This is a genomic window from Streptomyces sp. FXJ1.172 (assembly GCF_001636945.3).
In the GTDB taxonomy this organism is placed as follows: domain Bacteria; phylum Actinomycetota; class Actinomycetes; order Streptomycetales; family Streptomycetaceae; genus Streptomyces.
Window position 1 is genome coordinate 911,529 of the sequence record NZ_CP119133.2, and the last position, 11,723, is coordinate 923,251.

General features: G+C 70.8%; 11 protein-coding genes and 2 pseudogenes. 9 read left to right on the forward strand and 4 right to left on the reverse strand.

Annotation, left to right across the window (positions count from 1 at the left end; translation table 11 throughout):
• Nucleotides 1–123: 123 nt before the first annotated feature.
• Nucleotides 124–492: pseudogene (locus A6P39_RS04440) on the reverse strand (serine hydrolase); the annotation flags it as partial.
• Between A6P39_RS04440 and A6P39_RS04445 the strand changes: the two are divergent.
• Together A6P39_RS04445 and A6P39_RS04450 are read left to right on the forward strand one after the other, a co-directional pair.
• Nucleotides 439–837 carry a TetR/AcrR family transcriptional regulator C-terminal domain-containing protein gene (locus A6P39_RS04445; RefSeq protein WP_159395918.1) on the forward strand — a complete coding sequence of 133 codons (399 nt, stop codon included), beginning with the start codon at nucleotides 439–441 and terminating at the stop codon, nucleotides 835–837. The pseudogene A6P39_RS04440 and the gene A6P39_RS04445 overlap by 54 nt on opposite strands.
• Before the next feature lie 281 nt (nucleotides 838–1,118).
• On the forward strand, nucleotides 1,119–2,672 hold the full coding sequence (locus A6P39_RS04450) for an AMP-binding protein (RefSeq protein WP_067039264.1): 1,554 nt from the start codon (nucleotides 1,119–1,121) through the stop codon (nucleotides 2,670–2,672).
• Between the two features lie 308 nt (nucleotides 2,673–2,980).
• Here the strand turns inward: A6P39_RS04450 and A6P39_RS04460 are convergent, their stop codons facing one another.
• A complete protein-coding gene (locus tag A6P39_RS04460) occupies nucleotides 2,981–3,970 on the reverse strand; it encodes a helix-turn-helix transcriptional regulator (protein ID WP_067039263.1) in 990 nt (329 codons plus the stop codon).
• Nucleotides 3,971–4,063: 93 nt separating this feature from the next.
• Here A6P39_RS04460 and A6P39_RS04465 point away from each other — a divergent pair, with 93 nt between their 5' ends.
• The 6 genes from A6P39_RS04465 (at nucleotide 4,064) to A6P39_RS04490 (ending at nucleotide 7,560) form a co-directional block, all read left to right on the forward strand.
• Nucleotides 4,064–4,462, forward strand: coding sequence for a VOC family protein (locus A6P39_RS04465; protein ID WP_067039262.1), 399 nt, complete (start codon nucleotides 4,064–4,066; stop codon nucleotides 4,460–4,462).
• A gap of 274 nt (nucleotides 4,463–4,736) precedes the next feature.
• Nucleotides 4,737–5,126 carry a Tat pathway signal sequence domain protein gene (locus A6P39_RS04470; RefSeq protein ID WP_067039261.1) on the forward strand — a complete coding sequence of 130 codons (390 nt, stop codon included), beginning with the start codon at nucleotides 4,737–4,739 and terminating at the stop codon, nucleotides 5,124–5,126.
• Nucleotides 5,123–5,743: a class F sortase gene (locus A6P39_RS04475; RefSeq protein ID WP_067039260.1), complete on the forward strand. Its 621-nt coding sequence runs from the start codon at nucleotides 5,123–5,125 to the stop codon at nucleotides 5,741–5,743. Before A6P39_RS04470 ends, A6P39_RS04475 begins: the two co-directional genes overlap by 4 nt.
• A 120-nt stretch (nucleotides 5,744–5,863) precedes the next feature.
• On the forward strand, nucleotides 5,864–6,355 hold the full coding sequence (locus A6P39_RS04480) for an RNA polymerase sigma factor (RefSeq protein WP_067039259.1): 492 nt from the start codon (nucleotides 5,864–5,866) through the stop codon (nucleotides 6,353–6,355).
• A complete protein-coding gene (locus A6P39_RS04485; RefSeq protein WP_067039258.1) occupies nucleotides 6,339–6,857 on the forward strand; it encodes a hypothetical protein in 519 nt (172 codons plus the stop codon). Before A6P39_RS04480 ends, A6P39_RS04485 begins: the two co-directional genes overlap by 17 nt.
• Nucleotides 6,858–7,137: 280 nt before the next feature.
• On the forward strand, nucleotides 7,138–7,560 hold the full coding sequence (locus A6P39_RS04490) for a hypothetical protein (protein ID WP_067039257.1): 423 nt from the start codon (nucleotides 7,138–7,140) through the stop codon (nucleotides 7,558–7,560).
• A 349-nt stretch (nucleotides 7,561–7,909) separates the two neighbouring features.
• Here the strand turns inward: A6P39_RS04490 and A6P39_RS04495 are convergent, their stop codons facing one another.
• Complete coding sequence (locus A6P39_RS04495) at nucleotides 7,910–9,838, reverse strand: glycoside hydrolase family 5 protein (RefSeq protein WP_067039256.1); 1,929 nt, start codon at nucleotides 9,836–9,838, stop codon at nucleotides 7,910–7,912.
• A 233-nt stretch (nucleotides 9,839–10,071) separates the two neighbouring features.
• On the opposite strand from A6P39_RS04495, the pseudogene A6P39_RS04500 reads away from it, so the two are divergent.
• Nucleotides 10,072–10,161, forward strand: a pseudogene (locus A6P39_RS04500) (TetR/AcrR family transcriptional regulator); the annotation flags it as partial.
• Nucleotides 10,162–10,269: 108 nt separating this feature from the next.
• Here the strand turns inward: A6P39_RS04500 and A6P39_RS04505 are convergent.
• Nucleotides 10,270–11,715, reverse strand: a complete 1,446-nt coding sequence (locus tag A6P39_RS04505; RefSeq protein WP_067039255.1) for an FAD-dependent monooxygenase — start codon at nucleotides 11,713–11,715, stop codon at nucleotides 10,270–10,272.
• Nucleotides 11,716–11,723: the final 8 nt, after the last annotated feature.

Genomic DNA, 11,723 nt, shown 5'->3' on the forward strand with positions numbered 1-11,723 from the left:
CTCGACGACGCCGAGGTAGTGCTCCAGCGCCCACTTCACGACGGACTGGTTGAAGGGGTGGCCGTCCGGCCCGGCGTTGGCCAGGCAGACCACGGCGAAGTTGCGTTCCGGCGCGATGAGGAGTTCGGCGAACTGGCCGTTGCCCGAGCCGCCGTGCCCGATCCCGAGGACGCCGTCCCGGTCGTGCAGGAACCAACAGATACCCCAGCCGTCGCCGAGCGTGCTGGCGCGCAGGCCGGCCGGCCGCTCCCGCATGCGGTGCAGCTCCGCGGCGGGCAGCACACCCTCCCCGTTGCCGAGTTGGAACCGTGCCCAGCGCAGCAGATCGCTCACCGAGGAGGCGGGGCCGCCGCCGGGGTTGTCTGCGCGCGCCCTCCTTGCCGGATCGTCCACGCGGCCATCGATCTGCTGGACGACGAGGGACTCGACGGCCTCAACATGCGCAGCCTGGCCAAACGGCTCGGCTCGGCCGCCACAGCCGTCTACTGGCACATCAATACCAAGGACGAGCTGATCCGGCTCGCCGGCGACGCGATCTGGTACGAGATCGGGCAGCCCGATCTCGACGCCACCGGCTGGCGTACGGCCGCCACCATCCAGGCCACCGGCATGCACGCCATGCTCACCCGGCACCCCTGGCTCGGCCAGGCGTTCGACAGCCACCTCATGCATGGCCCCGGCCAGGCCCGCCACGACGATCTCAGCCTCGCCATCTACGAAAACGCGGGCTTCACCGCCGCCGACGCAGACCGGGCAGCCGCCACCGTCTTCCTCTTCGTCCTCGGCAGCTCGCTCGGCCCCGCCGCGGAAGTGTCACTGACGCGGAGGTGTCACTGAAGCGCCGGCTGAACAGGAACGGCGCAGACGCCGAGCAACTGATGACCGACGCCATGGCACGCGCCACCGAGACCGCCCAGATACCCGCGACTGCGCGAACGCCTCGGCACCCCGACGGTGGCCGGGGCGGCACCCAGGACGTCGTTGGAGACGCGTTCCACGATCGTGTGCCGGAGCGGGATCTGTCGAGGTTGGCCGTTCCTCGGTGGGGTCGCCTGGGCAATACGAACGTAACCGGCTCGAGCTGCCTGTGATCCCGTGAGCCCAATCGAGGAGAGCCAGTGATCGTCCCGTTCAGTGTTTCCGACTTCATCGACCGGGCCGTGCAGGTCTACGGCCGGCGCACCGGTGTCATCGACGAGCCGACCCAGCCGGCACACCCTCTTGGCGAGTTGAGCTATGCCGGACTCGGGGCGCTGGCCCGGAGGCAGGCGGCCTTCCTCGAAAACCTGGGAGTCGGGTTCGGCGAGCGGGTCGCGGTGGTCAGCCACAACAGCGCACGGTTGCTGACCTCGTTCTTCGGGGTGTCCGGGTTCGGGCGCGTGTTGGTGCCGGTGAACTTCCGGCTCCGGGCCGACGAGGTGCGCTACATAGTCGAACAATCCGGCGCCCGGGTGCTCTACGTCGACCCCGAACTCGACGAGGCCCTGAAGGACGTGACCGCCGAGCATCGGTTCGTCCTGGGCGATGACACGAACCTCTTCGCCGCCCCGGGCGCCGAGCCCCTGCCGTGGGAACCCGATGAGAACGCCACCGCCACGATCAACTACACCTCGGGTACGACCGCGCGGCCCAAGGGCGTCGAGATCACCCACCGCAACATCTGGACCAACGCGGTGACATTCGCCCTGCACGCAGGCGTGACCGACCGCGATGTGTACCTGCACACCCTTCCGCAGTTTCATGCCAACGGCTGGGGCATGCCGTTCGCGATGACGGGCCTCGGCGTGCCGCACGTCATACTGCGCAAAATCGACGGCGCGGAGATCCTGCGGCGCGTGGAGCGGTACGGCGTCACGGTCATGTGCGCGGCGCCCGCCGTCGTGTCCGCCGTGCTGGACGCCGCACAGACGTGGGACGGCGAGATCCCCGGCCGCGACCGGGTACGGATCATCGTCGCTGGTGCGCCGCCCCCGACGAAGACGGTCATGCGGGTGGAGGAGGAACTCGGGTGGGAGTTCATCCAGATCTACGGGCTGACCGAGACGTCACCGCTGCTGACCGTCAACCGTGTCCGCGCAGAGTGGGACGGCCTCTCGGCCGGGGACCGCGCCGCCAAGCTGGTGCGTGCCGGCGCCCCCGCGCTCGGTGTTCGGCTGAGGGTCGAGAGCCCCGGACAGGAGGAACACCCGACGGGTGAGGTGCTGGCCCGGTCGAACGTCGTCCTCAAGGGCTATTGGGAACAGCCCGAGGAAAGCGCGACGGCCCTCAAGGACGGCTGGTTCCATACCGGTGACGGCGGTGAGATCGGCGACGACGGCTACCTCACCATCAGCGACCGCAAGAAGGACGTGATCATCACCGGAGGCGAGAACGTCTCGTCCATCGAAGTCGAGGACGTTCTCTTCTCTCACCCTGCCGTCGCCGAGGTCGCCGTCATCGGCGTCCCCGACGAGAAATGGGGCGAGACCATCAAGGCTCTCGTCGTCCTGGTACCCGGCCAAGAGGCCACGGAAGCTGACCTGATCCGCTGGTGCAAGGAAAAAGCCGCCGGCTACAAGGCGCCGACCTCCGTGGAGTTCCGCGACGAGCTGGCCCGGACCGCGACCGGGAAGCTGCAGAAGTTCAAGCTCCGCGCACCGTACTGGGAGGGACGCGACCGCGGCGTCAACTGACCCCCGTGCACGTCCTTCTCGCCGTCGGCATGGCGTGGTCATCGGGTTCGCCTGCCGGGGCCCCCTTTTGCGGGCCCCAGCCGCGTGCTGGTGAGCGCGCACGATCGTGGAGTCCACCGAGATTGGCCAGTTGAGGTCCTCGTCGGCTTCGGCCTGGGCCATCAGCGCAGTGAACACCCGCTCCCAGGTGCCGTCGACTGCCCATATCAGCCCACTGCGCATCACTCAACGGCACACCCGGACCAGCGACCAGCTGATCCAAACGAAACCGCCTTGCGGTGCCGCCTCATGGCATTGGTCCCTCGCTGTCAGGCTTGGCGGGCGTAGGACGCGAGGCGATCGGCGAGTTCGATGACGAGGTCGCGCAGTTCATCGGGGCGCTCGATGACGAACGGCCGGCCGAGTGAGGCGAGCACCGGAGGCAACCAGTCGAGCCGCTCCACCCGCAGCTCGACGCGCAGCCAGCGCTCGGTTGCCCGGTCCTCGCCTGCCGCGGGCTCGTGCTCCACCAGGCTCGCGACACTGGCGGGAAGGTGGGCACGGATCTGCTCGACTGTCCCGTGGACCCGCAAGGTCACCTCATGCTGGTACTCGGCCGTGGCGAACCCTGACAACACGCGCTGTGCCGGACCGGGACCCGCCGGTGTTTCGAACGAGCCGGGCAGGGTCCGCGCGTCTGCGATGCGGTCGAGCCTGAAGGTTCGGTCCTCGCCGATCCGGGCGTCCTTGCCCGTGACGTACCACCGGCCCGAGTGGGTGACGATCCCGTACGCGTGCAGTGTGCGCTCGCTGCGCCGTCCGTCGCGGTCGGTGTACCGGATCGAGACCGGTCGGTGGTGGCGCACCGCATCGGCGATGGCGAGCAGGACGCCGGCGTCCGGGGTGTCGAACTCTCCGGGCTTTTCCGTGAAGGCGAGGGATTCCAGGAGCGTGTCGAGCCGTCGGGCGATGTGCTTGGGCAGCACCCGCCGGATCTTGGCCGATGCCGTCTCGTTCGCCGTGTGCTGCGTCGTCGTCAGCCCTGCCCGGCGGCCGGTGAGCAGGCCAAGCAGCACGGCCAGCGCCTCGTCGTCGCTGAGCATGAGCGGAGGCAAGCGGTACCCGGGAGCGAGCCGGTACCCGCCGTAGCGGCCGCGCACGGATTCCACGGGCACGTCGAGGTCGATCAGCTGGTCCACGTACCGCCGCACGGTGCGCCCTTCGACGCCGAGCCGGCCGGCGAGTTCGGCCACCGTCCGGGTGCCGCCCGACTGCAGCAGCTCCAGGAGTGTCAGCACGCGGCCAGTGGGTCGAGACATGTTCGCAGCCTAACGCGAATACAGGACCGATTCTGTCCACTATTTCTCCTAGCCTGCGACGTGCACGCCTCCAGCACAGCCAAGGAGAGTCCCATGGACTTCGTCTCGATCCGCATCATCACCAGCGACGTCGCGCGCCTCGTCGAGTTCTACGAGCGAGCCACGGGGGCGCGTGCGACGTGGGCCACCGAAGACTTCGCCGAACTCAAGACCGCGGGCGCCACCCTCGCGATCGCCGGCACCCGCACCGTCCCGCTGTTCGCCCCGGGCTCTGCCCGCCCGGCGGACAACCACAGCGTGATCACCGAGTTCCTCGTCGACGACGTGGACCGCGTTCACCAGAACCTGACCGGCTTCGTCACCGACATCGTCGCCGGGCCCACCACGATGCCCTGGGGCAACCGGTCACTGCTGTTCCGCGACCCCGACGGCAACCTCGTCAATTTCTTCACCCCCGTCACCCCCGCGGCCATCGCAAAGTTCGCACGCTGACGCCACGCACAGCCGCTCACCGGGAACCCTGAGACCCAGGGCCCCGGTGAACGCGGTCGCCACGTGCTCGGACCCGCTGAGCCATCAGATCCACCTGGCTGCGGACAACCGCTGCCGACCCTTGTGTTCCTCCCTGACTCCCGGCACGGCCTGCACCCCGTGCGACTTTGCCGATCCTTTACAACCTGTGCTGATCCTGTCTCGTCTCTCCGCTCGATCCATCACACAGCCTGCCCGGCCGCCCGCCGGGCCGGCCGACGAAAGAGAGCGATTCATGCGCCGAACAGTCCTCAGCGCCACCGCGGCCGCGTGCGTCGCCGTGCTGGCGAGCACGGTGCCCGCGTTCGCCCACGGGACGAGCGCGCCCGCGACCCCCCGTCCCTCCGCCACTTCCGAGCCGTCGGCCCGGCCGAGCGTGCCGGCGAGCGCGGAACCGAGCGCGGTCCCCACCCGGGCGCCGAGCCGGGCGGCCACCCCCGTGCCGAGTGAGGCGCGGGGCCAGGTCGGCGTCGTACCGAGTGGTGCTCCCAACACCGGCGTGACCACCGGCTCCAACGGCTCCAGCTCGGACGGCATGCTGGTCGGCGGCGGTGCCGCCGGCGCCCTCGCGGTGGGCGGCGCGGCGGTCTTCCTCGTGCGCCGCCGACGGGCGACCGGGGCATGACCCACCTCTCCAGGCGCGCGTTCGTCACCGCGGCGCTGGCCTCGCTGCTCGTGAGCTGCGCCGGCCATGGCGGCGACGGGGCGTCGACCACCCGCCCCAGCGGCACGCACGTCTCCGCCCGGTCCTCCGCAGACCCGGCCAACGAGCCGTACGCGCTGGGCCGTTCGGTCCCGGCACGGCTGCGGATCCCCAGGATCGGCGTCGACACGCCGGTCATGCGACTCGGGCTGGCGCAGGACGGCAGCGTGGAGGTTCCCCCGATCACCGCGCACGACCAGGCGGGCTGGTACCAGCACTCTCCGACGCCGGGCCAGACGGGTCCGTCGGTGATCCTCGGCCATGTCACGGTCGGAGCCTATGGGGACGGCGTCTTCCGCCACCTCGACCGGCTGCGCCAGGGTGACGGGATCACGGTGCGCCTGGAGAACGGCAGATCGGCCGAGTTCACCGTCACCTCCGTACGGACGGTCGCCAAGGCCGACTTTCCGACGAAGGCGGTCTACGGCGACGTCGACCGGCCCGAACTGCGGCTCATCACCTGCGGCGGACCCCGTACCGGCAACGGCTATCTCGACAACGTGATCGTCTTCGCCACGTTGAGCGCCGCGAACCACTGACCGGCCGCCGCCCGCCCCGATCCCGGATCGATGGAACGTACGCCGTCGATCCGGGATCTTTCCCACGGGTGCCCCGCACGCCCGGGGCGCGAAAAGTGCCCCCATCCCCCATGGAGAGCGTTGAAACGGTCCCGCGAGAAGGCGGCAGCAGAGCTGTTCGCCGCTCTCTACCCGCGCCTGGCCGGCTGGTGCCGCCGCCTGGTCGACGACGACGAGACCGCCCACGAGATCGCCTCGGAGGCGTTCACCCGCCTCTGGGCCCGCTGGACGTCCGTGTCAGAGCCCCGGGGCTTCCTCTACGTCACGGCCGCCAACATCGTCCGGGACCACTGGCGCCAGCTGGAGCGCGAACGCAAGGCCATGCGTCGCGCCACCGTGGAGGCGTCCGTCCGCCCGCCCACCGAGCAGACCGATCCCTCGGTCCGCCTGCTCGTCCAGGCGCTCCCCGAACGACTGCGCATACCGACCCTCCTGCACTACTACGCTGACATGCCGATCCGGGAGGTGGCCGTGCTGACCGGGCGCAAGGAAGGAACCGTCAAGGCCGACCTGCACGCGGCCCGCGAACTGCTCCGCGCCCACCTGAGGAGAAGCCTTGATCACATACAATGACGACGGTCCGGACTTCGAACCCGACGACCCCGTCGCCGTCATCATGCGGCCGCCCTCCAAGCTCCTCGCCCCGCCCCCCGGCCGGTACGAGGAGATCCGCCGTGGCGCGGCTCGCCGCCGCATCCTGCGCGCCGCCGCCGCAGCCGGCGCGACCTGCACGGTGGCTGCCCTCTTCGCCGTACCACTGCTGCGCACCACCCACCAGGCCCCCGCCTCCCCGACGGTGCCCCTCGCCCCGCCCCCCGCGAGCAGCCCCACGGCCCCGCCGACCCCGGCCGAGTCGGCTCCCGCGAGTGTCACCGCTCGCCCCAGCGCCCGCCCCTCGACGGGTACGACGACCGTTCCCACCCGCCCTCCGGCCACCGCCGCCGCACCCTCCGCCGTCCCCTCGACAACCCCGACAGGACCCCAGCCCCCCACCCCCACACGCTCGCGCACGGTGGAGCCGTCGACGCACCCGACGCGCTCCGCGCCCCCGTCCGCCGCCGGTACCCGCCCATGACCCCTGGGGCCCGCCACTGCGGAAGGCGGCCGTCCTCACTCGCCTGTTTGAGAGCGTGCACCGCACACGTGCGCACAAGATGTACCGGTCCGCCGGTAATTCGTTGGCCGTTTGGGGGATTCAGGCCCAGGTGGTGTATTTGTCATGGATTCGTAACGGCGTCAGAAGGGGCGCAACGGGCAGCAGCGTCGGCTCATCTGAATGATCAGCCGGGGGCGCAACCGGGCGCCGTCGCGTAGGAGGGTCTCGCATGTGGCGGAGATCCACGGGAGGGAAGTCCATGACCAGGACGAAGAAGACCGGGATGAAGGCGCGGGGCGGTCGGGCGGCCGTGATCGGTGCGCTGGGCGTGGCCGCGGTGACTCTGGCCGCCGTGCCGGCGTTCGCCAAGGGCGATGTGGGCATCACGGCGCCCCACACGGCGCACGTCGGAAGGACCATAACGGTCACGGCGCACGGCGACGACGACAGCGCCGGCTACCTGCACCAGCTGTGCGTGGAGGAGCGCAGCGGCAAGCAGCCGTGGCACCAGGAGACCTGCAGCGCCGCGGTCGAGGCCGACGCGCGGGTCACCGCACACGGCACGGCCGCGCACCGCGGCGACCTGGAATTCCGCGCGGTGCTGTACGGCCTGACCAGCAAGCACGACCACCATCCTGTGCGCCTGCACGCCTCCGACGTGGTGACGGTCCACGTCCGCTGATCCACCGGCCCGGCCGCGGACAGCCGGCACGACCGCTGCCCGCGGGCACTGGCACACGAGGTGCTGAAAGCGCAGGACCGCCGCACCACACTGGTGCGGCGGTCCTGCGGTGCCTCGAAGTTCCAAGTTCCGGGGAGCAGCCTGAGTGCCAGGTCGGGCCTGCACCTGCCGGCGCACCCGGTCAGGGCCTGCCGGACGGCCTCCGGCAGGATGCGGGTGTGGGCGATCTCGGCCAGGACCTCATCCGCCGTGTCGGCTCCTGCAGCACGGCGGTCGAGGCCGACGCGCGGGTCACCGCACACGGCACGGCCGCGCACCGCGGCGACCTGGAACTCGGCGGCGCCCTGCTTCAGGCGAGCCGACGGCACAGCAGGGCAGCGGGCCCCGGGCGGCTGCCCACCCTGGTGGTGAAGGCGATGCCGAAGGCGTACTCGTCGTCGGCGCACTGGCCCTTGTAGTCGCCGTACGCGAAGTCGCCGCCGGAGGCGTCGGCGGGCCGGCTGTCGGACCGGTCGAACCACACGGTGCGACCGGCTCCCGCCAGCGGGATACGCGCGGGCGCGCACAGGGCCGCCGACACGCGCTCGCCGCGCACGCTGTAGCCGATGAGGTAACTGCCGGCGGGACACTGCAACTTGGTGTATCCGGACGCCCAGTCGCCGCCCGCTGGGACATAGCGCTCGTCGGTGACCACCGTCTGGCCGTCGGAGGCCGCGCGCAGGTCGGCCGGGCCGCTGCCGGTGGTGTCGGTGCACAGCCCGCGCCCGCTGGTGTGGCCGAGGCCGATCAGTCGCAGCCCGTCGGGACAGGCGGCCTTGTACGCCCCGGAGTCCCAGTCGCCCGTGGCCCGCACTCGCAGGGACTCCACCGCGTCGCCGTGGTCGACGGCGAGCATCCGCCACGCGGGGACGGGCGCCACCGCGCCGGTGTCGCTCGGCGCCGACATCAGGTGCCGCCACGCGGTCGCGCGCCAGTCGCCGGAGTCGAGGATGCCGGAGCGGTGCCCGGACTCGTCGTAGCTGAGCAGCGCCCAGTCGTCGTGGCCCGCGAAGCCGACCAGCGGCCAGAAGGCGAAGTCGACGTCGTGGTCGGCGAAGTAGTCGGTGATGTTGGTGAACCAGGTGCGGGCGGCCGGGTTCGTCTCGTTCGCGCCGATGCCGAACTCGCTGACCCAGACCGGTGTGGTGTAGTGCCGGCCCGACTCCTCGACGAAGAACGCCTCGTCCTCGAGGGCCGCGTACAGATCGTCACGGCTCAGGTCCTGGTAGCGGGGGTCGTGCGTCTCGCCGATGCCGGTCGCGCCGCTGTGGTGCGGGCCGGTGTACCCGTAGAAGTGCGCGGAGTAGACCAGCTTGTGGGCGTCGACGAGGGTGTGGGACAGGGTGCCTGCGGGCGTGAGCACCGGTCGGCCGTGCGGGAGGCCGTCCGCCGGTATGCCGGTCCAGTTGATGCCCTCGATGACGATGAGGAGCCGGGGGTTGGCCTCGGTGAGGATTCGGTCGGCGGCGAGCTGGGCGGCGGCGTACCAGTCGTGGTTGTCGCCCATGCCCCAGTTCGGATCGTCCAGTACGTCGCGGCGGACCTCGTTGTAGAGGTCGGCTCCCACGACGCGCGGGACACCGGCGTAGCGGCGGGCCATGAACACCCAGTCGTCGGCCCACGCCTGCGTCGACTGCGAGCTGTTCCAGCGCTCGTTGCCGTCGACGCCGCAGCACCAGCGGGAGGTGTTGGTGTGGTTGTTGAGGATCACGGCGAACCCGCTCCCGCTGAGTGCGTCGACCACCGTGTCGTACACCTCCAGCGGTGTCTTTCCGCGCAGTTGCGGATTGGCGGTGACCGCGGTGTCGGGGACGGGGGTCGTGCTGTGGATCATCTCGTCGGAGAACGGCAGCCGTATGGTGTTGATTCCCAACTGATGGAAGTCTGCGAGGAGTTGGGCCATCGGGACGCGGTCCAGGCCGAGCGGGATTCCGTGGGAATCCTGGCCGGCGTGGTGGTTGGCGGGGTCGGTGACGCTGCCGTTGCCCAGCCAGGAGCCCTGCGCGCCATCCCAGTTGGCGCCCTTGAGGCGGAACCTCCTGCCCTGGCTGTCGACAACGTAACGGCCTTCCGTCGACAGGGGAGCTGACCAGGAGGCCGTCTCGGCAGCTCCGGCTGGAGTACTCGCATGGACTGTGGCCGTGGGAGGGGCGGCGGATGCCGCCGTGGTCGGGGCGGCGACGAGCAGGAGGCCTGCGGCTGCGACGGCGAGCCGTAAGGCGACAGGTGCGAACGGCATCTGGGAAGCCCTTGCGTGAAGAGGAGTGGAGGAGAACCGTGCGACCGAGGTGACGACGTCGGCCCGGTGGGCGAGTGTCCACCACAGGACGCGCACAGGGAAGGGGCCCGGCCCCAAAGCCCGAGGGAGCGGACCGACCGGCCCCGCCGAATCCGGGGAACAGCTCCGGCGGCGGTGAGATCGGCGACGCGTGCGTGAACCCGGACGCCTACGAGACCTTGCCGACCGTCACTCGCCGCATCCGCCCCCTCGGCGCAGACCGCCGTGCCGCGTTCGAAAGGATCCTCGCCGCCCAACTCGCCCACATCGAGGCCCGGATCCCCCCGACGTGCCGGATCACGTGTTCGAGGTGTGCTGATCGCGCGGCGGCCGGAGGCCGATGCACGAATACCACCAGCCTCTCCACGGCGGCCCGCTTCCTGAAGGCCGGCTCAGCGGGGCTCGCCGAACCAGCGTCCGAGCGCCGGTTCCAGGTCATCCGCGCCTGCCCAGCACACGTAGCCGTCCGGCCGGATGAGCATCGGCTCGGTCTCGGCGCCCTGGCCCACCCGGTCCACCCGGTCGACCCGGTCCGACCAGGGGCCGGCGACCCTGGCGAATGTGCCGGCCGGGTCCAGGAGGATGCCGTGCCCGGACCGCAGCAGTTCGTGCACCCGGACCGGGCCGAGGTCCAGGTCCGGTACGGGCCGGCCGACTAGCGGATGGGTTTCGGTGCCCGGCATCGGGTAGCGGATGGCCATCCCGGACATCAGGTCGGCGAGATAGTGCTGGACGTCCGGCAGTTGGGCCATGGCCGTGAAGATCTCCCGGGCGGCCAGCACGTCCGGATCACGGGTGCCGGACCAGTCCATCAGCAGACTCTGTGCCCGAACGTTGCGCAATACCGCGGCCCCGGCCGGATGCCGTTCCGCGTGATACGTGTCGAGCAGGTTGTCCGGTGCCCAGCCGTGCACCGCGGCACCGAGCTTCCAACCGAGGTTGAGCGCGTCCTGCATCCCGGTGTTCATGCCCTGCGCGCCGAGCGGAAGGTGGACATGGGCGGCATCGCCCGCCAGGAACACCCGCCCGTGCCGGTACTGCTCGACCTGCCGTGACGCGTTGGTGATACGGCGGGCGTAGCGCAGTTCGAGCAGGTGCACCCGCGTTCCGAACACGGTGCGCAGGCCATGGCGGATTTCGTCCTCGGTGACCGGGATCTCCCTCGGCAGTGACCGGCCCGGCCCGCCGAGGACCAGTCGGCGCAGTTGCCTGCCCTGCGGATCGGTGCCGAGCGGGAACAGGGCCGCCCAGTGCCCGTCCTCGGTCCAGGTGTGCGACGTGGACGGATCGACGCCGCCCAGCCGCACGTCGGCGGCGGTGATCGTCAACGTACCCGGCTGACCGGGAAACTCGGCCCGCAGCAGGGACCGTACGGTGCTGTGGGCTCCGTCGGCGGCGACGAGGTAACGGGAGCGGAGGGCGGCGCCGTTGGCGAAGGTGGCGCTGACCCCGCTGTCGTCCTGGGCGAGGCCGACCAGTTCGTGGTCCCTGCGGGCGTGGAGGCCGTGCGCGGCGAGGTGCTGCTCGAAGAATCCCTCGATCACCACCTGCGGCACGGACCGCCACGGCAGACGGTGCCGGTTGGAGTGGGGCGGGAGTGGGATGCCCGCGAAGTGACCGGTGGTGACGCGGTGATCCCCGGTGGCCAGCAAGGGCTCCAGCAGCCCTCGTTGGTCGAGCGCCTCCAGCGTGCGGGTCTGCACGCCGCCGGCCTTGGACAGGTCGCTGCGCTGCGACAGCCTGTCGACCAGCACGGTCGACACCCCCGCCATCAGCAGTTCGTTGGCCAGCGTCATTCCGGTCGGGCCGGCGCCGACGATGAGCACATCGGTGTCCACGGACTCCC

Coding starts and splice junctions, on each gene's coding strand:
- A6P39_RS04475 (WP_067039260.1), top strand. CDS start 5,123: ATGACCCACCTCTCCAGGCGCGCGTTCGTCACCGCGGCGCTGGCCTCG.
- A6P39_RS04495 (WP_067039256.1), bottom strand. CDS start 9,838: ATGCCGTTCGCACCTGTCGCCTTACGGCTCGCCGTCGCAGCCGCAGGC.
- A6P39_RS04490 (WP_067039257.1), top strand. CDS start 7,138: ATGACCAGGACGAAGAAGACCGGGATGAAGGCGCGGGGCGGTCGGGCG.
- A6P39_RS04460 (WP_067039263.1), bottom strand. CDS start 3,970: ATGTCTCGACCCACTGGCCGCGTGCTGACACTCCTGGAGCTGCTGCAG.
- A6P39_RS04465 (WP_067039262.1), top strand. CDS start 4,064: ATGGACTTCGTCTCGATCCGCATCATCACCAGCGACGTCGCGCGCCTC.
- A6P39_RS04470 (WP_067039261.1), top strand. CDS start 4,737: ATGCGCCGAACAGTCCTCAGCGCCACCGCGGCCGCGTGCGTCGCCGTG.
- A6P39_RS04445 (WP_159395918.1), top strand. CDS start 439: ATGCGCAGCCTGGCCAAACGGCTCGGCTCGGCCGCCACAGCCGTCTAC.